At 60.9% G+C, this 19,901-nt stretch carries 16 protein-coding genes; 5 read left to right on the top strand and 11 right to left on the bottom strand.

Annotated features, from left to right (window positions below):
* Nucleotides 1–40: 40 nt before the first annotated feature.
* From C8J36_RS11675 to htpX, 3 genes are all read right to left on the bottom strand, one after another.
* The gene (locus C8J36_RS11675; protein WP_132535094.1) at nt 41–1,723 is read right to left on the bottom strand and encodes a heparinase II/III family protein; all 1,683 of its coding nucleotides are present in this window, start codon (nt 1,721–1,723) and stop codon (nt 41–43) included.
* A 135-nt stretch (nt 1,724–1,858) separates the two neighbouring features.
* Entirely contained in the window at nt 1,859–3,235 is a 1,377-nt protein-coding gene (locus C8J36_RS11670; protein ID WP_132535092.1) for an RsmB/NOP family class I SAM-dependent RNA methyltransferase, read from the bottom strand.
* Nucleotides 3,235–4,194, bottom strand: a complete 960-nt coding sequence (htpX, locus tag C8J36_RS11665; protein WP_132535090.1) for a zinc metalloprotease HtpX — start codon at nt 4,192–4,194, stop codon at nt 3,235–3,237. The genes C8J36_RS11670 and htpX overlap by 1 nt, the downstream gene beginning before the upstream one ends.
* A 127-nt stretch (nt 4,195–4,321) precedes the next feature.
* On the opposite strand from htpX, the gene C8J36_RS11660 reads away from it, so the two are divergent.
* Entirely contained in the window at nt 4,322–4,522 is a 201-nt protein-coding gene (locus tag C8J36_RS11660) for a DUF1674 domain-containing protein (RefSeq protein WP_132535088.1), read from the top strand.
* 51 nt (nt 4,523–4,573) lie between these two features.
* Here C8J36_RS11660 and acs read toward each other — a convergent pair whose 3' ends face one another.
* Nucleotides 4,574–6,523: an acetate--CoA ligase gene (gene acs, locus C8J36_RS11655; RefSeq protein ID WP_132535086.1), complete on the bottom strand. Its 1,950-nt coding sequence runs from the start codon at nt 6,521–6,523 to the stop codon at nt 4,574–4,576.
* Nucleotides 6,524–6,739: 216 nt separating this feature from the next.
* Here acs and C8J36_RS11650 point away from each other — a divergent pair, with 216 nt between their 5' ends.
* Entirely contained in the window at nt 6,740–7,438 is a 699-nt protein-coding gene (locus tag C8J36_RS11650; protein ID WP_062593582.1) for a DUF1013 domain-containing protein, read from the top strand.
* A 79-nt stretch (nt 7,439–7,517) separates the two neighbouring features.
* Here the strand turns inward: C8J36_RS11650 and C8J36_RS11645 are convergent, their stop codons facing one another.
* Nucleotides 7,518–8,198, bottom strand: coding sequence for a YggS family pyridoxal phosphate-dependent enzyme (locus C8J36_RS11645; RefSeq protein ID WP_132535084.1), 681 nt, complete (start codon nt 8,196–8,198; stop codon nt 7,518–7,520).
* A gap of 216 nt (nt 8,199–8,414) precedes the next feature.
* Between C8J36_RS11645 and leuS the strand changes: the two genes are divergently transcribed.
* From leuS to holA, 3 genes are read left to right on the top strand one after another with little or no spacing between them, the layout of a single operon-like run.
* A complete protein-coding gene (gene leuS / locus C8J36_RS11640; RefSeq protein WP_132535082.1) occupies nt 8,415–11,042 on the top strand; it encodes a leucine--tRNA ligase in 2,628 nt (875 codons plus the stop codon).
* A complete protein-coding gene (gene lptE, locus C8J36_RS11635) occupies nt 11,029–11,559 on the top strand; it encodes an LPS assembly lipoprotein LptE (protein ID WP_132535080.1) in 531 nt (176 codons plus the stop codon). Before leuS ends, lptE begins: the two co-directional genes overlap by 14 nt.
* Nucleotides 11,560–11,571: 12 nt before the next feature.
* Nucleotides 11,572–12,612, top strand: a complete 1,041-nt coding sequence (gene holA, locus C8J36_RS11630) for a DNA polymerase III subunit delta (protein ID WP_132535078.1) — start codon at nt 11,572–11,574, stop codon at nt 12,610–12,612.
* 127 nt (nt 12,613–12,739) lie between these two features.
* Here holA and C8J36_RS11625 read toward each other — a convergent pair whose 3' ends face one another.
* From C8J36_RS11625 to rho, 6 genes are all read right to left on the bottom strand, one after another.
* Nucleotides 12,740–13,627 carry a ParB/RepB/Spo0J family partition protein gene (locus C8J36_RS11625; RefSeq protein WP_132535076.1) on the bottom strand — a complete coding sequence of 296 codons (888 nt, stop codon included), beginning with the start codon at nt 13,625–13,627 and terminating at the stop codon, nt 12,740–12,742.
* A gap of 33 nt (nt 13,628–13,660) precedes the next feature.
* Entirely contained in the window at nt 13,661–14,458 is a 798-nt protein-coding gene (locus C8J36_RS11620; protein WP_132535074.1) for a ParA family protein, read from the bottom strand.
* Nucleotides 14,445–15,107 carry a 16S rRNA (guanine(527)-N(7))-methyltransferase RsmG gene (gene rsmG, locus C8J36_RS11615; protein ID WP_207897498.1) on the bottom strand — a complete coding sequence of 221 codons (663 nt, stop codon included), beginning with the start codon at nt 15,105–15,107 and terminating at the stop codon, nt 14,445–14,447. The genes C8J36_RS11620 and rsmG overlap by 14 nt, the downstream gene beginning before the upstream one ends.
* Nucleotides 15,104–16,981, bottom strand: a complete 1,878-nt coding sequence (mnmG, locus tag C8J36_RS11610) for a tRNA uridine-5-carboxymethylaminomethyl(34) synthesis enzyme MnmG (protein ID WP_132535070.1) — start codon at nt 16,979–16,981, stop codon at nt 15,104–15,106. The genes rsmG and mnmG overlap by 4 nt, the downstream gene beginning before the upstream one ends.
* Nucleotides 16,982–17,040: 59 nt before the next feature.
* Nucleotides 17,041–18,363 (bottom strand): tRNA uridine-5-carboxymethylaminomethyl(34) synthesis GTPase MnmE, encoded by a 1,323-nt coding sequence (gene mnmE / locus C8J36_RS11605; protein WP_165915036.1) that lies wholly within the window; start codon nt 18,361–18,363, stop codon nt 17,041–17,043.
* A gap of 136 nt (nt 18,364–18,499) precedes the next feature.
* Nucleotides 18,500–19,765, bottom strand: coding sequence for a transcription termination factor Rho (rho, locus tag C8J36_RS11600; RefSeq protein ID WP_092990171.1), 1,266 nt, complete (start codon nt 19,763–19,765; stop codon nt 18,500–18,502).
* Nucleotides 19,766–19,901 lie beyond the last annotated feature (136 nt).

The raw sequence follows: 19,901 nt of genomic DNA, 5'->3' as shown, positions 1-19,901 counted from the left end.
CAACGAATCCGGCCGTGTCCGTTGGCTTTTGGATCGCGCCTCATGTCTGACGGGACAAAATCCACTGGATTTCCGGCTGGTCGCCGGCGGAAAAACTGATCGTCAGCATCTGCGTCTTCCGCAGACCCGACGGGTCGGCAAAGAAGATGTCCTCCTCCACTGCGATCTCGCCATCGCGGCAGGTCAGCACCCAGCTGTCACCGTCTGGGGCGACCAGTCGCACCTCGTGTGCATCGGCTCTGCGCAAGGTGATGGAAGGATGGATATGGAACCGCGCCACCGCCTGTGCGGACTGATGAGGACCCGGATCCGTCCCGTCTTCCGTGACCAGCCGGTCCCGGCCGCGCAAGGTCGTGCCGGTCGCATTGAGGCTCAGATCCCGCTCATGGACCAATCCGAAGGTACCGGCATAGCCATTATGGCGTGCAACGACGCTGTCGCCGCCGTCGCTGACAGAACGCTTCGCCGCAACCTTGGTCACGCCGCCGGTAACGATGGGACCGAGAAACCGGGAGGTCGAGAGGCGGGCAGAGGATCGATCCTCCACGGTGACGGTGGAATGGGCCGCCGTCAGCCGCGCCATCTGCCGGTAGCGTTCGCCGGCAAAACGCGGCGCACCCGAATTGATGATGAAGCGGTGACGTCCCGACGAGAGCTCGAACGAAAGACAGCCGGCATGGGCCTCTCGCGAAAGCGCCGCCGAGATCGGGCAGCCCGTATCCATCACGACGACGACGTCCTTTGCCGCCAGCCGCTCATACTGGCTGTCGGGCAAGCCCTTGAACGGCTGGCCTGCCGTCTCGTCGTAGCGCAGCACCGACATGAGTTCGTTTGCCTGCGCCGAGGTCGCGCCGTTGAAGAGCGCCAGCTCGCCGCCCTGATGTCGGAAGAAGCGCAAGGCGGGAAACATCCGGTCGATCGACGGGATCAGCTTGACCGGCACGTCATGCCCGAGATTGACATAGGTCTGGCGGAGCGGCAGCAGATCCAGAAGCAGATCGAGTGCGACCCGCGGATTGCGGGAGACGTGACCACCATCGGGGAGGATCTGGCGGTCGAGTTCCTCGTCGAGATGGCGCGCGGCCCGACGAATCGACGACGCCGAGGCCGGCATCGCCACCGTCGCAAAAGCGATGGCGACCCGCACGCGCAGCCGGCCCTCTCCGTCCGGCACCGCATCGGCGACATGCCGGAGGTAGCGCACATGAACGGCCAGGCTTTTCAGAAACCGGCGGTAGAACACATGATCCGCCTGCTTGAGGATGACGGGCGAATGCGACAGCCACGCGATCAGCCGCTGTGCCGCGACATCGGGCTCCCAGGAAACCCCCTTCATGAGGCGTCCATGCGTGGCGATCCACCGGCTGACAAGCTGGCGCGCGCGGGCAAGATCGTCTTCCTCGGACAAGGCCCGGATATGCCGGGCCCAGCTGAACGTGTGCAGGCGGATGGCGAATTCCCGTGACGGGAGATCGACTTCGAACGGAGACTCGCCGCCCGTTTCGAGAATGCGACCGGCAAGCGGGAAACGCCCGGCAACGATCTCGCTCGCGACATGTGGATCGATGACCCTGAGATCGGTCGGCGCGACGATCAGTCGATCCGGTGTTTTCCCGGAGAAGCGCAGAAACGAGACGCGCCCAAGCACCAGGCGGCGCGACAGGCGCCACCAGGCCTCTCTTCCATAGAGATAGATCAGCCGTCGATTGTCCGCCATACGCATGAATGAAATGAAGCCCTACCCCGTTCCGACAGCACTGCGGAACGTCCACGATTGGGACACAGTGACGTGTTTCCGCGCGTCGCGCCAGTGGAGGACGCAGCGAACGCTTACCTTGACGATATGGAAAGTGTGTCCTTACAACGATCTACGCAGGACTGTGGCATAAAAGCCGTCCAGCCCCCCGGAAAATCCATCCTGGGCCGCAAGCATGGCCGGCGTGGTGCGCAGCTCCCCGAGAGAAGTCACGGCATTTTCGAAACCGGGAAACGCTCCGGGTTCAACCGGGACACGCTCGCAACCGCCGCTTGCAACGACGCGCGCAACCATGGTCTCGCCCTCGGCAGGATCGAGCGAGCAGTTCGAGAAGACCACGATCCCGCCTGGCTTGACCAAGGTCAGCGCATGGCGGAGCAGACGCTCCTGCAGGCCGGCGAGCTTGGTAATATCGTCAGGACCTTTGGTGTAAGGCACATCGGGATGCCGGCGGATCGTGCCGGTCGAGGAGCACGGCGCATCAAGCAGGGCGGCGTCGAACAGCGTTTCCGGTCGGAAATCCGCCATGTTGCATTCCAGTGTTTCCGCCGAGAGACCGAGCCGCTCGAGATTGCCATTGAGCCGTTTCAATCGGCTGGCAGACTGGTCAAGGGCTGTCACCTGTGCACCCGCGCCGATCAACTGGGCGGTCTTGCCTCCGGGCGCCGCACAAAGGTCCACGACGCGTTGGCCGGCGATGTCGCCGAAGAGTTTGGCCGGAAGAGACGCTGCCGCATCCTGGACCCACCATTCGCCCTCGTCGAACCCGTCAAGGCTTGAGACTGCCCCCTGGAACGATGCAAGGCGCACGCTTCCGGTTGGCAGGACAAGGCCGCCAAGGCGCTTCGCCCATCCTTCCGGGTCGGATTTGACCGTGATGTCGATAGCGGCCGGCTCGAGAAGCACGTCGGCAATGCGCCGCGCTTCCTCACGACCATAGGTCGAGACGAGTCTGTCCATGTACCATTTGGGCAGCGAGGGTGTCGTTTCGGAGGCGATTCGAAGCAGATCGTCCTTCTCGCGAGACAGACGCCGCAGGACGGCGTTCGTCAGGCTGGCAAAACGGCGATTGCGCGGGTCGGCATTGGCCTGCTCTACGGCGAGATCGACGGCCGAGTGGTCGGGAATGTCGAGATAGACGATCTGTGTCGCGGCGACCACCAACTGGTGGTGCAAGGCCCGCGCCCCATCCGGCAGCGGGGTCTTCAGAAGTTGATCGAGCATGAACTCGATTCGTGGAAGATGCCGCAGTGCCGTGTGAAGGATGGCTTTGACGAGCGTTCGATCGATGTCGGAAAGCTGTCGATAGGCGGGGTTGCCGCCGATCGGATCGAGCATTCCATCCAGCGAGATCTTTTTCTCGAGGACGGCACCGAGCAGTTTCGCCGCTGCCTGTCGTGCAATAAGGCCAGGCTTCTCAGGGCCGGGTGCGGGCCGGGAAGATCGTTGCGTCGCCGAATCGTTCTTTGTCTTCGTCATCAAGACCACGGGCCCTTTGGAGGTTCGGAGCGATCACGTCCCCAGCCAGTGCTGGGAATGGACCGCGTCTTTCGCGTCGCCGTAGCAGGCGCGGCGGTGCGCGTCGAGGGCTGGGAAAACCGGGACGCCATGTCTTCGAGCGCCGCGATACGATTTTCCGTGGCCGGGTGGGTCGAGAACAGATTGTCCATCCGCTCGCCGGAGAGCGGATTGATGATGAACATATGGGCCGTCGCCGGATTTCGCTCGGCTGCGGCATTCGGGACATGAGAGGCGGCGCCGGCGATTTTCCGGAGCGCCGAGGCGAGCGCCAGAGGTTGCCCGCAGATCTCCGCGCCACGACGGTCAGCCGAATATTCACGTGTCCGGCTGACGGCCATCTGGACCATCATCGCAGCAAAAGGCGCGATGATCATCGCAGCGAGCGTTCCGATGAAGCCGAGCGGATTGTTGTTTTCGCGGTTGCCACCGAAGAAGAAAGCGAAATTGCCGAGCATCGATATCGCCCCGGCCAGCGTCGCGGTCAGCGTCATGGTCAAAGTATCGCGATTTTGCACATGAGCAAGCTCGTGCGCCATCACGCCCGCAACTTCGTCATAGGTCAAAGCCTGGAGGAGGCCCGTCGAGGCAGCCACGGCCGCGTTCTGCGGGTTGCGACCTGTCGCGAACGCGTTCGGCTGCGGGTTGTTGATGACATAAACGCGCGGCATCGGCAGCCCGGCATTGGCCGCAAGGTCGCGAACGATGCCAAAATATTCCGGGGCGCTTCGTTCATCGACCTCCTGCGCATCATACATGCGCAGCACGAGTCGGTCCGAATTCCAGTAGGAAAGGAAGTTCATGGCAATGGCGATGAGCAACGCGATCATCATGCCGCCCCGACCGCCAATCAGGAGGCCGATCCCCATGAAGAGCGCCGTCATGAAAGCCAGAAGCATGGCCGTACGAAGGAGGTTCATACGCATCTCCAAAGACAAAGGTGCATTTTTGACGGCGTTTCACGTGAATCATCGTGGGATTGCCGCGTTTCACCCTATATGATGGGGCGGAGATGCCACGGATTCAACGGCGTAGTGAGGTCACACAATGCTGAACGACAACGACAACAACCAGGAGATACCGGGCAAGGTTCTCTCGCCGGCGGCGCGCCGTGCTCTTGAGGAAGCAGCCGCACGCCGCGCAGCGGAAGAGGCTTTGGAACTGCCGACCGAAATCGGCGGGCGCGGCGGTGCCGAGCCTGTGCGCTTTGGCGATTGGGAAATCAACGGCCGCGCGATCGATTTCTGAATTGAAAAGAGGTCGCAGGCCGGCGGACGGATCGCCCGACGGCCATCGGCACTATTTTCTGTTCTGGCGATTCTGGATGAGATCGTCCACCACGGCCGGGTCCGCCAGCGTCGATATATCTCCGAGTGCGCCGAAGTCGTCTTCCGCAATCTTGCGGAGAATGCGCCGCATGATCTTCCCGGAACGGGTTTTCGGCAGCCCGGGCGCAAACTGGATCTTGTCCGGCGACGCGATCGGCCCGATCTCGTTACGAACATGCGCCACGAGCGCCTTGCGAAGGTCGTCAGACCCTTCCCGTCCCGACATCAGGGTGACGTAACAATAGATGCCCTGACCTTTGATATCGTGGGGATATCCAACCACAGCCGCTTCCGAGACCGCATCATGGCTGACCAGCGCCGATTCCACCTCGGCGGTGCCCATTCTGTGGCCGGAGACGTTGAGCACATCATCCACCCGGCCGGTGATCCAGTAATAGCCGTCCGCATCGCGCTTGCAGCCGTCCCCGGTGAAATACTTTCCCTTGTAGGTTGAGAAATACGTCTGGATGAAACGCTCATGGTCGCCGTAGACCGTGCGCATCTGGCCCGGCCAGCTGTCGGCGATGCAGAGATTGCCGTCGGCGGCACCCTCAAGCACGTTGCCCTCGTTATCGACAAGCTCCGGCCTGATGCCGAAGAAGGGCAGCGTGGCAGAACCGGGCTTGAGCGGCGTCGCGCCCGGAAGCGGCGTGATCATGTGGCCGCCGGTTTCCGTCTGCCACCAGGTATCGACCACCGGGCAGCGACCGTCGCCCACGACATCATGATACCACTGCCAGGCCTCCGGATTAATCGGTTCCCCGACCGTGCCGAGAACGCGCAGGCTCTTGCGCGAAGACCGCTTCACGAAGGCATCGCCGGCGCCCATCAACGAGCGGATCGCGGTCGGCGCGGTGTAGAAGATGTTGACCTGATGCTTGTCGATGACCTCCCAGAACCGGCCCTGATCGGGATGGTTCGGTACGCCCTCGAACATCAGAGTCGTCGCGCCGTTCGCGAGCGGTCCGTAGACGATGTAGGAATGGCCGGTCACCCAGCCGACATCGGCCGTGCACCAGTAGATATCGCCGGGATGATAGTCGAACACATATTCGTGGCTCATCGCGACGTAGACGAGATAGCCGCCCGTCGTGTGGAGCACGCCCTTCGGCTTGCCGGTGGAACCGGAAGTGTAGAGGATGAACAGCGGATCTTCCGCCTGCATCGGCACGGGCTCGCAGGTCGGCTCCGCTGCCTGGGTGGCGGTATGGTACCAGATGTCGCGCCCGTCGGCCCAGGTGATCTTGCCGCCGGTGCGGCGCACGACCAGCACGGTTTTCACATCGACGCCGTTCTTCGCCGCAATCTCCACGGCCTTATCCGTGTTGTCCTTGAGCGGGATCGGCTTTCCGCCTCGCATGCCCTCGTCGCAGGTCACGACGAAGGTGGACGCACAGTCCACCAGCCGCCCGGCCAGAGCATCCGGCGAGAAGCCGCCGAAGACGACGGAGTGGACGGCGCCGATGCGGGCGCAGGCGAGCATCGCATAGGCGGCCTCCGGGATCATCGGCATGTAGATCGTGACGCGATCTCCCTTGGCGACGCCCTGCGCCTTCATGACGTTGGCCAGCCGGCAGACATGCTGGTGCAGCTCGCGATAGGTGATCTTCTTGTCGATATAGGGATTGTCGCCTTCGAAGATGATGGCGACCTGATCGCCGCGCGTCTCCAGATGCCGATCGATACAGTTGTAGGACGCATTGGTCTGCCCGTCCTCGAACCACTTGATCGAGACATCGCCGGTAAACGAGGTGTTCTTCACCTTCGTATAGGGTGTCGACCAGTCGATCCGCTTGCCGTGCGCGCCCCAGAAGGCATCCGGATTTTCGACGCTGTCACGGTACCACGCATCATAGGTCGCCTTGTCGACAAGGGCGCGTGCCTGCGTTTCCTTCGAGACGGGATAGGTCTTGTCGGACATGGTTTTCTCTCTCCCTGCTGTCGCGCGCGCACATCCTCACAGCGCTTTTCAGGCGATACATATCAGGTGCTGAGCCGGCGGCAATGAGACGAAAGTCAGGACGTCGAGAAGAATTGCAATTCTGCGACAAGAGGGGTATAGAAGCGCCCTATTCCCGGAAATCAGTGGTATTCCACGGCCCGCGACACCGGCGCGGCGGACAGAAGGACTATATCTATGGCTCAACAATTGCTGATGCCGAAAGCCACGGCGGTCTGGCTTGTCGATAATACCGCCCTGTCGTTCGAGCAGATCGCCACGTTCTGCAAGCTGCATCCGCTGGAAGTCAAGGCGATCGCCGATGGCGAATCAGCCCAGGGCATCAAGGGCCTCGATCCGATCGCCACCGGGCAGCTGTCGCGCGATGAAATCGTCCGCGCCGAAGGCAATCCCAACCACAAGCTGAAGATTTCCGATCCGAAGGTCCGCGTGCCCGAGTCCAAGCGCAAAGGTCCGCGCTACACGCCGGTGTCCAAGCGCCAGGATCGCCCCAACGCCATTCTCTGGCTGGTGCGCAACCATCCCGAACTGAAGGACGCCCAGATCTCGCGTCTCGTCGGCACCACCAAGTCGACGATCGAGCAGATCCGCGAGCGCACACACTGGAATTCGGCCAACCTGACGGCGAGCGATCCGGTCACGCTCGGCCTCTGCAGCCAGATCGATCTCGATCTCGAAGTCGAACGTGCCTCCAAGGGCCGGCCGCTGCCGACCGCCGCCGATCTCGGCGCAACGCTGGAACCGGCGCAGGAAACCGAACGCTACAGCTATGGCTACGAGCGTGAGGAAGAGAAGGAAATGGATGCCGACGCCGTCTTCGCAAAGCTGAAGTCGCTGAAGTCCTCCACGCCGGACGAAGAAGAAGAGAAGTACTGATCCGCAGTCGCGTCATTGCGCCATGTATGAAAAACCCGGCCACGTGCCGGGTTTTTTGTGATCTCGGGTTTCACACGCCTCAAGCAGGCGGCGTAGCAACATCGCGAAGGCCGAAAATCGCCGAGCCGACGCGGACGCTGGTGGCTCCAAAGGCAATAGCGACGTCGAAATCGCCCGACATGCCCATCGATAGTTTCTCGACACCGTTCTCGGCTGCCAGCTTTGCCAGCAGAGCGAAATGTGGGCCTGGATTTTCGTCCGCCGGCGGAATGCACATCAGCCCTTCCACGGGCAAGCCGAGCGTATCGCGGCACATCGTCACGAATGCAGCCGTCTCCTCCGGGGCGATGCCGGCCTTTTGCGGCTCAAGCCCGGTATTCACCTGAACATAGACCCGAACCGGCTTCCCTTGCCGCGCGACTTCCGCCGCCACCGCCCGTGCGATCTTCTCGCGGTCGATCGTTTCGATGACGTCGAAGAGAGCGACGGCATCGGCCGCCTTGTTGGACTGGAGCGGGCCGATCAGATGCAGCGTGAGACCCGGGGTCTCCGCCTTCAACCCCGGCCACTTCCCTTGCGATTCCTGCACGCGGTTTTCGCCGAACACACGCTGCCCGGCGGCGATAACGGGCCGAATGGCCTCCGCATCGAAGGTCTTCGACACGGCCACGAGCGCCACGGATCCAAGGGGACGCCCGGCTTGATCCTCCGCTGCGCGGATACGCGATATGACGTCTGTCCACTGGTCCACACGGCTCATCGGAAGGTCTCCCTGGCAGGTGTGTGGCGGGAAGCGCCACAAGTCTGCGCGGATATAGACAATCCGCAGCAGCCCGCCAAGCGGACTTGCGGCGGGATAGGCCAGGCCTCTGCAAAGGCCCGCAAAACTTGACGCTACCGTTGTTTCATGATGAAGGTCACGCCACATAAGACCGAGCGGCAGCGCCCCGCCACAATTTCCGGAACGACTGAACACATGGCCACAGAACGCTATAACCCGCGCGATGCAGAACCTCGCTGGCAGCGCGAATGGGATGAGAAATCCGTCTACAAGACGGACAACAACGACCCGCGGGAGAAATATTACGTTCTGGAGATGTTTCCCTATCCCTCCGGCCGTATCCACATGGGCCATGTCCGCAACTACGCGATGGGCGACGTCGTCGCTCGCTTCAAGCGTGCCCGCGGCTATAATGTCCTTCATCCCATGGGCTGGGACGCCTTCGGCATGCCGGCCGAAAATGCCGCCATGGAGCGCGGCGTTCATCCCGCGGAATGGACCTACCAGAACATTGCCTCCATGCGCGCACAGCTCAAGGTGATGGGTCTGTCGCTCGACTGGAGCCGCGAGTTCGCTACCTGCGACGTAGCCTATTATCAGCAGCAACAACACCTGTTCCTTGATTTCATGGAAAAGGGCCTCGTTTACCGAAAGCAGTCTAAGGTCAACTGGGATCCGGTCGATCACACCGTGCTCGCAAACGAGCAGGTGATCGACGGGCGTGGCTGGCGGTCGAACGCACTCGTGGAGCAGCGTGAGCTGACGCAGTGGTTTTTCCGCATTACCGATTTCAGCCAGGACCTGTTGGACTCTCTCGACACGCTGGAGCACTGGCCGGAAAAGGTCCGGCTCATGCAGAAAAACTGGATCGGTCGCTCGGAAGGCCTGTCCATCCGTTGGGAACTGGTTCCCGACGCGCAGGCGTCCGGTGAAACCGAGATCGAGGTCTATACCACCCGTGCAGACACGCTGTTCGGCGCGTCCTTCCTCGCTATTGCCGCAGATCACCCGCTCGCTCGCAAGGTTGCTGCCGGCAATGCCGAGCTTGAAGCCTTCTGCGACGAGTGCCGGCGCGCGGGAACCTCGCTCGCTGCGCTGGAAACCGCAGAGAAACGGGGCGTCGATACCGGTTTGCGTGTCCGCCATCCGCTCGACCCGTCCTGGGAGCTGCCGGTCTATGTCGCCAACTTCGTCCTGATGGATTACGGCACGGGTGCCATCTTCGGCTGCCCGTCCGGAGACCAGCGTGACCTCGATTTCGCGCGACGCTACGACTTGCCCGTAACACCCGTCGTGATGCCCGCCGATGGCGATGTCGCCACGTTTAGCATCGGCACGGAAGCCTATACGGGCGATGGCGTCATGATCCATTCCCGCTTCCTGGATGGCCTGACGCCGGAGGCTGCCTTCGAGCGCGTTGCGGCTCTGCTGGAAAGCCAGAACGTCGACGGCCGTCCACAGGCCGAGCGTAAAATCAACTTCAGATTGCGCGACTGGGGAATTTCTCGCCAGCGCTACTGGGGCTGCCCGATCCCGGTTATTCACTGCGAGGTCTGCGGCGTCGTGCCGGTGCCGAAGAAGGACCTGCCGGTCCGGCTCCCGGATGACGTGACGTTCGACAAGCCCGGCAATCCGCTCGACCGCCATCCGACTTGGCGCCATGTCGGCTGCCCGCAATGCGGCGCCGCTGCGCGCCGTGAAACCGATACGATGGACACGTTCGTTGACTCTTCCTGGTATTTCATGCGTTTCACCGCGCCGTGGGAGGAGCAGCCGACCAACCGCGCCATGGTCGATCGCTGGTTGCCGGTCGATCAGTATATTGGGGGCATCGAGCACGCGATCCTGCATCTTCTCTATTCCCGCTTCTTCACCCGCGCCATGAAGGCTGCAGGACATGCGGGGCTGTCAGAGCCGTTCAAGGGGCTCTTCACCCAGGGCATGGTCGTGCACGAGACTTATAGCCGCGGCGAAGGTGCACAGCGCGAATGGATCAACCCATCGGCCGTCACCATCGAGGATCTCGGGAACGGCCGCAGGGCGACCTTGAATGAGACCGGCGAGGACATCGCCATCGGCTCCATCGAGAAGATGTCGAAATCCAAGAAGAACGTCGTCGACCCCGACGACATTATCGCCTCCTATGGTGCGGACACGGCACGTTTCTTCGTGCTGTCGGATTCGCCACCGGATCGCGACGTCATCTGGTCGGAGGCGGGCGTCGAAGGCGCGCATCGCTTCGTCCAGCGCGTCTGGCGCCTGATCTCCGAGGCCGCGCCCGTGCTGTCTGCCGCCAAGGCTTTACCGGCGAGCGACGGTCCGGCGCTCCCGATCTCACAGGTCGCCCACAGGACGCTGAAAGCGGTCGAGGCGGACTACGAGAAGCTCGCCTTCAACAAGGCCGTGGCGCGTCTCTACGAGATGGTGAACGCCTTGGCCTCGCCTTTGGCAGATGTTGCGGCGGGTGCTGACGCGGCGACGACGAACGCCATGCGCGACGCGGTCGAGATCCTGATTCACCTGATGGCGCCGATCACCCCGCATCTCGCGGAACAATGCTGGAGCGTCATCGGCGGCGAGGGTCTCATCGCCCAGGCCGATTGGCCCCGTTTCGACGAAGCGTTGGTGACGGTTTCCGAGATCGTTCTTCCCGTGCAGATCAACGGCAAAAAGCGCGCCGATTTGACAATCGCACGCGATGCAGATCAGACTGCTGTCGAGGCCGCCGTACTCGGTCTCGAAGCCGTGCGGACCGCACTTGAGGGCCGGACGCCGAAGAAAATCATTGTCGTGCCGCAGAGGATCGTAAATGTCGTCGTCTAAGTTCGATCCTCGCCGTCGTCTCGCCCTGGGCGTTGTCGGCATTTCTCTGCTGCTGGCGGCAGGCTGCCAGGTGCGCCCGCTGTACTCCGATGGACCCAGCGGTGCCCCTGCAACGGCGCTGGCGTCGATCGGCATATCCGAGGCCCGCGACCGGGTGGAGCAGCGTGTTCGCAACGCACTGATCTTCCTGACGTCCGGTGGCAAGGGCGAACCCGCCGCGCCGCAATACCAGTTGGCGCTCACCGTCAGCCACCAGGCAACAGGCGTGCTGTTCAACGAGCGCAACGACAACGACACGGCATCCGCCGGCCGCCTGACGGTCGAGGCCGATTACAATCTGACGCGGGTCGATACCGGCAAGACGGTGAAGTCGGGCCATCGCAAAGCCGTGGCCCTTGTTGATTTCCCGGTTCAGGAATTCGCCAAGCTGCGTGCGATCCGCGATGCCGAGAACCGGGCTGCTAAGGAACTTGCCGAGATCATCCGCGCGGATCTTGCTGCAGCGCTTGCCAACTGATCCGGCATCGGCATGAGCGAAATCAAATCCCACGAGTTCGACAGCTTCGTGGAAAGGCCGCTGCCCAGCCAGCGGCTTTATATTTTCTACGGGCCCGACCGGGGTCTCGTCGCTGAACGCGCTGCAGCGCTCGCCGAAAAGACCGGGATTGCGCTGGACGATCCCTTCTCCCTCATCAAGCTGGATGGCAGCGACCTGTCTTCGGGCAGACTGGCCGACGAAGCCAATTCTCTTGGCCTCTTCGGCGGCGGCAAGCTTGTCTGGGTGCGGGCGGCCGGCACGGAAAAATCTCTCAGCGAAGGCCTATCCTATCTTGCCGAAGAGCCGCCGCGCGATGCCTTCGTCATTATCGAAGCGGGTGACCTGAAGAAGGGGGCAGCACTTCGCAAGATCGGCGAAACCGCACGAAGCGTCCTCTCCGTCGCCTGTTATGCGGACGACGTCAAAGCCATCAATGGTTTGATCGACAAAGAATTGGGGGCTGCCGGCCTTCGCATCACGCCGGCCGCGCGCGAGGCCCTGCGCGACCTTCTCGGCGCCGACCGGCTGGCATCCCGGAACGAGATCGTGAAGCTTGCACTCTATTGCCGCGACGAGCCGGTGATCGAGGAGCACCATGTCCTGGAGATCATCGGCGATGCCAGCTCCACCTCGGTCGATGACGCGGTGGACGCCGTTCTCCAAGGCGATATGGACCGCCTCATGACCTCTCTCAGGAAAGTGGAAGCATCGAAGACATCGATGTTTCTCGTGCTGCAGAGCTGCCTGCGCCAGTTCCAACAGCTCGATATTCTGCGCGCGGAAATGGACGCGAAACGGATCGGACCCTCACAGGTCACAGCGACGCTCGGCCGCGGCATCCACTTTCGACGCAAGCCACTGATCGAGGCGGCGTTGAAGAACTGGGGGCTTCAGACCATCCGGCGTGATCTCCAGAGACTTCAGAACGCCATCCTGCAAAGCCGCGGACGCCAGACGCTGGAAGCGGATATCGCCAGCCAGGCCCTGATTGCCATCGCATTCCAGGCAGCGAGACAACGCGCCTCCAACTGAGACGCTGACGCTCCAGCCGGGTCTCGGAGCCGGCCTCGTCATCATACTGGCCAACGGTGCATCGGGGCTCGAACCGGATCGAGAACCCATTTTCACGCACGGTCGATGGCGTTCTGTCTATATGCGCTTATCGGCGTTCAAGCAGCCGGCAGATATCTTCCAGCTGTTCGAGCGTCGTGTAGCTGATCTTCAAATGGCCGCCACTCGCCCGATGATTGACCGAAACTTCGAGCCCGAGCCGATCGGTGAGAGACCGTTCCAGCGCAACGGTGTCGGCGTCCTTTTCCGGCCGCGGCTTTGAACCGAAGCCTGGGTCATTCTGCGCCCGGATATCGTTCTGTGCGAGCTTCTCCGTATCGCGAACCGAAAGACCCTTTGAGATGATCGCGCGGGCGAGGGTGGTCGGATCGGAGGTCGGGATGAGCGCACGCGCATGGCCGGCCGACAATGTCCCAGACGACAGCATATCCCGCACGGGCTCCGGCAGCTTCAGCAGCCTAAGACTATTGGCAACATGGCTGCGGCTCTTGCCGATGATCTCTCCCAGATCGTTCTGGGTATAGCCATGATCGGCAATCAGCAGCTCGTACCCCATCGCCTCTTCGAGCGGGTTAAGGTCCGAGCGCTGCACGTTTTCGACGATCGCGATCTCAAGGGCCGTCCGATCGTCGACATCGCGCACAATAACCGGGATATCGGAGAAACCGGCAAGTTGAGCAGCTCGCCAGCGCCGCTCGCCGGCGATGATCTCAAATCGATCGCCACCAACCGTGCGGACGACCACCGGCTGAACGATTCCATGTTGACGGACGGAATTTGCCAGATCCTGTAACTCGGACTGGTCGAATGTCCGTCGTGGGTTGCGCGGATTGCGTGTGATATGTTCGATCGGAACACGACGATCAGCTGGCACCGTCGGAACTGGCGCAGCCTCGGCAGCCATCGGCTGATCCATTTCACCGATCAATGCTGCCAATCCACGCCCGAGACGGCGTCGCGCAGGATCTTCGTTCATGCCGTTCTCCTCATGATTCTGGAGCCGAATCGATTACGCCGCTGCCTTGCGCTGGCGTTCGCGCTGGATGACTTCGGATGCCAATTGCAAATAGGCCTGACTACCGGCGCACTTCAAATCGTAAAGGATTGCCGGTTTGCCATACGAGGGCGCCTCTGAAACCCGGACATTCCGCGGGATTAGTGTGTGATAGACCTTCTCACCGAGATGCGTGCGAACGTCCGTCACGACCTGCTGCGCAAGGTTGTTTCGGGAGTCGAACATCGTGAGAACGATGCCCTGTATGTCGAGCTGCGGATTGACGCTTCTACGGATCTGATCGACCGTCTCCAGAAGCTGGCTCAGCCCTTCCAATGCGAAGAATTCGCATTGAAGCGGGACGAGAACCGAGTGGGCGGCCGCCATGGCGTTCATGGTTAGAAGATTGAACGAGGGAGGGCAATCCACCAGAACGTAGGAATAGGCCAGCGCCTCCGGAGACGCGAGCGCTTTCCGCAGGCGGAAGACGCGGTCACTCTGACCGGAAATCTCCATCTCCAGACCCAGCAGATCCATCGTTGATGGAATGATCGATAGGTTTGGCACAACGGTCGGGTGGACGATCGTCTCGATCGAATGCGTTCCCATCATCAGATCGTAGGACGAAAAACGTCGGTCACGCCGTTGGATACCCAGTCCCGTGCTGGCATTCCCTTGAGGGTCGAGATCGATGATCAAAACAGACTCTCCGATCGCCGCCAGAGCCGTCGCCAGATTGATGGCTGTCGTGGTTTTCCCCACCCCACCTTTCTGATTGGCGATCGTGATGATCCTGTTTTTATCCCGCGACATTGATCGCTCCTGCGCCTTGGCTAAGCTGCTGCATCCGCGTGACCTCGAGAATGACGGAGTCAGCCTCGACAATGCTTTGATGTTTTACCAGATCGAAATCATACCGGCCACGCGCTTTCGCGATCTCGGCCTCATAATCCCGCCCTTTATGGAAAAAGGCGCGCGTCGAGCCGCTCGACATCCAGGGAGCGATGAACTGAAGGAGAAGCGAGAGATCCGCAACAGCGCGAGCGGAGATCGCGTCGCAGGCGGGAAGTTTCGCGGGCGCGTCTTCGATCCGCAGAACATGAACGGACCCGCGTGCGCCCGTCTCCTGGAGCGCGACGCGGAGAAATGCTGCTTTCTTCTGGTTGCTTTCCACAAGATGAACCCACCCGTCAGAGATCTCTGCCAGCAGAATGGATGTGATGACGCCGGGAAAGCCGCCACCACTGCCAAGGTCGATCCACGTCTTCGGGCCGGGAGCCAACTGGTAGATTTGCGCGCTATCGCGGATATGCCGATTGCCAAGATCGCCAAGTGTGGACGGCGCGACAAGATTGATGGTCCTCGCCCATTTCAGAAACAACTGTGTGAAGTGCTCTAACCGATCCTGCGTTTCACGTGAAACACGTAGACCGTTTATTCCTGACGTCTGACTCGCCATCAGTGTACACCCTCTGCTGTATTGCGCCGCTCATGGCGTTGGAGATGGGTCAGGATCAAAGTGGCCGCTGATGGTGTCATACCATCGATGACCTGCAACTGCGCAAAATTCCTGGGCTGGATCCGGGACAGCTTCTGCCTCAGTTCATTCGAAAGCCCGGTCAGATTGCTATAGGAGAAGTCCCCGGGGATGGTTCGATCTTCTTCCTTACGAGCGCGCAGGATGTCGGAGGATTGACGCTCCATATAAACGGCATAATGCGCGTCAATTTCGATCGCCTCAGCCAGCTTTGGCGCGACATGGCGCAAGTCAGGCCAGATACCCGCTAGGCGCGATAGGGTAATGTCGGCGTGGGACAGGAGATCGAAGGCGGAGCGTCGCTGTCCGTCCTTGTTCAGACTTAAACCGTGGGTGGCTGCTTCGTTCGGCGTGAGGGTCCGCTGATGAAGCGTTTCCTTCGCGTCATTGAAGTCTCTCTGCCAATCCTCGAACCGGGTTTTCCTCTCTCGTCCCACACAGCCGAGCTTTATGGCAGCCGGCGTCAGACGCATATCGGCATTGTCGGCACGAAGAGACAATCGATACTCCGCGCGCGAGGTGAACATGCGGTAGGGCTCGGCAACACCGCGGGTGATCAAATCATCGATCATGACGCCAATATAGGAATCCGTCCGTGAGAAGACATGTGGTGCTAGGTGGCCCGCTTTCCGCGCTGCGTTCAGCCCGGCAACGAGTCCCTGAGCCCCGGCTTCTTCATAGCCCGTCGTGCCATTGATTTGACCCGCGAGAAACAGGCCGGGGATTTTTTTAACCTCGAGCGTCGCTGATAATTCGCGCGGATCGACATGATCATATTCTATCGCATAGCCCGGTTGAAGGATATGCGCGTCCTCAAGACCGGGAATGGTCCGGATAAACGCGGCTTGAACATCCTCGGGCAGGGATGTCGAAATTCCATTCGGATAGACGGTGTGATCATCCAGGCCTTCCGGCTCTAAGAAGATCTGATGCCCGTCACGTTCTCCAAACTTAACGATCTTGTCTTCGATCGACGGACAGTAGCGCGGACCGACCCCGGCGATCTGTCCGGAATACATGGCGGAGCGCTGCAGGTTTTCTTCAATAATTCGATGTGTGTGCTCTGTCGTTCGTGTCACACCGCATTCGATCTGCCGCGTGGTGATCCTATCCGTCATGAAGGAGAAAGGCACAGGTTCCGCATCTGCCGCCTGGCTTCCGATTCTGTCCCACGCGATGGTGCGCCCATCAAGCCGCGCCGGCGTACCGGTCTTCAATCGTCCCAGCGCAATCGCATGGTCTTGCAAGACCTTCGAAAGACCGAGAGACGGAGCCTCGCCAACGCGTCCCGCCGGAATTTTCTTGTCGCCGATATGGATCAGGCCGCGCAGGAATGTTCCCGTCGTCAAGACAACCGCGCCACAAGAGACGACCTTTCCGCTCGAGAGTGTCACGCCGGCAATCAAGCCGTTATCACAAACGAGATCGACCACATCACCCTCGATGATCGTCAAGCCCTCCAGCCCCGAGAGTTCGGCCTGCATGGCTTCGCGGTAGAGGCGTCGATCGGCCTGCGTTCGAGGGCCACGAACGGCAGGGCCTTTCTTGCGATTGAGGAGACGAAACTGGATCCCGGCACTGTCGGCAACGCGGCCCATCAGACCGTCGAATGCGTCGATCTCGCGAACGAGATGACCTTTACCCAGACCGCCGATCGCAGGATTGCACGACATGACACCAATGGTCTCGCGCTTGTGGGTCACCAATGCGACAGTGGCGCCGAGCCTTGCGGCAACGGCCGCGGCTTCGCAACCCGCATGGCCTCCGCCAACGACGACAACATCATATGAGACGGTCATTTCGACTCCGATTCAATGTTTCACGTGAAACGTGCGGTATGACTCGCATGCGTTGCAGATCATTTGCCGATACAGAATTCTGAGAAGACAACATCGAGCAGATCCTCAACATCCACTCTCCCTGTTATGCGCCCTAACGCATCGCTGGACTGCCGCAGCAACTCCGATTGGATGTCGAGATCAATGGTCTCGATGGCCAAATTCAGCGCTGTCGCGCATTGCCTCAAGTGATCCGCATGTCTCCGCCGGGAGGGAAGCGCGAGCACCTCACCGGCAGTTCTTTTCGGAAGACGCTCCACGAGCGCCTCTAGAAGAGCCTGCAAGCCATCCTGCGTTTCGACCGAAACGAAGATATCTGCGCCGGACCTATCCCACGAACCAGCCGAAATATCAATCTTGGTGGCCACCTTGAGAACATCCAAGTGCGGATGGTCAGGGATCAGAAAGCCATCCGGTGTGTCCGATAGACAGAGAAGAATGTCTGCATCCGCTTGGATATGCCGCGCCCGTCGAATGCCCTCCTGCTCGACAACGTCGGTTGTTTCTCGCAAACCGGCCGTGTCGAACAGCTTCACGGCGAATCCGGCTAATGAAATATCGACGCTTAGAACGTCCCGTGTCGTTCCTGCAATGTCCGTGACGATGGCGATGTCTTGCTTCGCAAGCGCATTCAGAAGGCTGGATTTCCCGGCATTCGGCGGACCGGAGATCACCACACGGTAGCCGTCGCGGATGATCGCGCCGGCTCTTGCCCCGTCGAGATGATGCTCGATCTCCGCTTTCAGGTGGGTCATGTCCCGCCAGATCGAGGCGCTGACAGAGCCGGGGACATCGTCCTCGTCGGCGAAGTCGAGTTCCGCTTCGATCATCGCGCGGGCGTGCGTCAAACGCTTCGCCCAGCTTTGATAAAGCTGCGACACATCTCCACGCGCATGCTCGCTCGCCAACCGGCGCTGCATGTCCGTTTCGGCGGACAGAAGATCGGCGAGACCCTCGATCTCCAGGAGGTCCAGCTTGCCGTTCGCAAGGGCGCGTCTGGAAAATTCTCCAGCCTCGGCATGACGAAAGAACGGGATGCCGGCGAGTTCATCAAGAACGCGGCCGACAACGGCGCGCCCGCCATGGATCTGCAGCTCGACGCAGTCTTCGCCGGTAAAGGAGGCTGGCGCTGGAAAGGCCAGGACCAGACCCTGATCGAGCAGTTCTCCGTTCCGGGACCGAATCGTTCTGAGCATTGCAAGCCGGGGGATGACAGGTCCGCCACAGAGGCTGTCGCAGACACTCAAAGCCAGTGACCCACTGATCCGGATGACCGCAACACCGGACGGCAGGCCACCGGACGAAAGGGAATAGATCGTGTCGCTTGCCGCCGCCATCCGCATTGCCCTTCAGAAACTCGCTCAGAATCCTGCCTTGCGACCAATAAAAAATCCCTGGACGACGCCAGGGATGATGAGTTCGTCCAGCATGAGCGGAGACCGAGCGTTTCGGCGATCTCCGACTTCAGATCGTGCGACGTCAGGTGTTCATCGAGTCGAAGAAATCGCCGTTCGTTTTCGTCTGCTTCAGCTTGTCGATCAGGAACTCGATCGCATCGGTTGTGCCCATGGGCGCGAGGATACGGCGAAGGACGAAGATCTTCTGGAGATCCTGACGCGGGACGAGCAGGTCTTCCTTGCGGGTTCCCGATTTCAGGATATCCATGGCCGGGAAGATGCGCTTGTCGGCGACCTTGCGATCAAGCACGATTTCCGAGTTACCGGTTCCCTTGAACTCTTCGAAGATGACTTCGTCCATGCGGCTGCCCGTGTCGATCAGCGCCGTCGCCACGATCGTCAGCGATCCGCCTTCCTCGATATTGCGTGCCGCGCCGAAGAAGCGCTTCGGGCGCTGCAGGGCATTGGCATCGACGCCGCCCGTCAAAACCTTCCCGGAGGATGGGACGACCGTGTTGTAAGCGCGTCCCAGTCGCGTGATCGAGTCGAGAAGAATAACGACGTCGCGACCATGTTCGACCAGCCGCTTCGCTTTCTCGATCACCATTTCGGCGACCTGAACGTGGCGCGTTGCGGGCTCGTCGAAGGTCGAGGACACGACCTCGCCCTTTACGGAACGCTGCATGTCCGTCACTTCTTCCGGCCGCTCATCGATCAGAAGAACGATCAGATAGCATTCCGGATGATTGGCAGTGATCGAATGCGCGATGTTCTGCAGCAGGACGGTCTTGCCTGTCCGCGGTGGTGCGACGATCAGGCCGCGCTGGCCCTTGCCGAGCGGTGCCACGAGATCCATGACGCGTGGCGACAGGTCCTTCGACGTGGGAACCTCGAGCTCCATCTTGAAGCGCTCGTTCGGATAGAGCGGCGTCAGATTGTCGAAGTGAACCTTGTGCCGGATTTTTTCCGGATCTTCGAAATTGATCGTGTTGACCTTCAGAAGCGCGAAATAGCGTTCGCCTTCCTTCGGTCCCCGGATCGGCCCCTCGACCGTATCGCCGGTCTTCAGCGAAAAGCGTCGGATCTGGGAGGGAGAGATGTAGATATCGTCGGGGCCGGGGAGGTAGTTGGCGTTGGCGGAGCGCAGGAAGCCGAAGCCGTCCTGGAGAAGCTCGACCACGCCTTCGCCGATGATCTCGACGTCCTGGGCCGCCAGCATCTTCAGAATGGCAAACATCAGCTCCTGCTTGCGCATCACGCTGGCGTTTTCGACCTCGACCGATTCTGCAAATGCCAGAAGATCGGTTGCAGATTTGTTCTTGAGGTCTTGTAGCTTCATTTCAGCCATGAAGGAAAATCACACTTGCAGAGGGAATGGAAAGGCTGGCGCTGTGTGGGTCGAGGGAGCGGCAGGGGGATAGCCACTCGAACTCGGACGCGCGCCAGAAAGATGGGATGGCATAGGCTAGCGACTTCCGGTCTGC

The organism is Rhizobium sp. PP-F2F-G48 (assembly GCF_004342335.1).
Classification (GTDB): domain Bacteria; phylum Pseudomonadota; class Alphaproteobacteria; order Rhizobiales; family Rhizobiaceae; genus Ferranicluibacter.
This window is presented reverse-complemented; position numbering and strand designations above follow the sequence as displayed.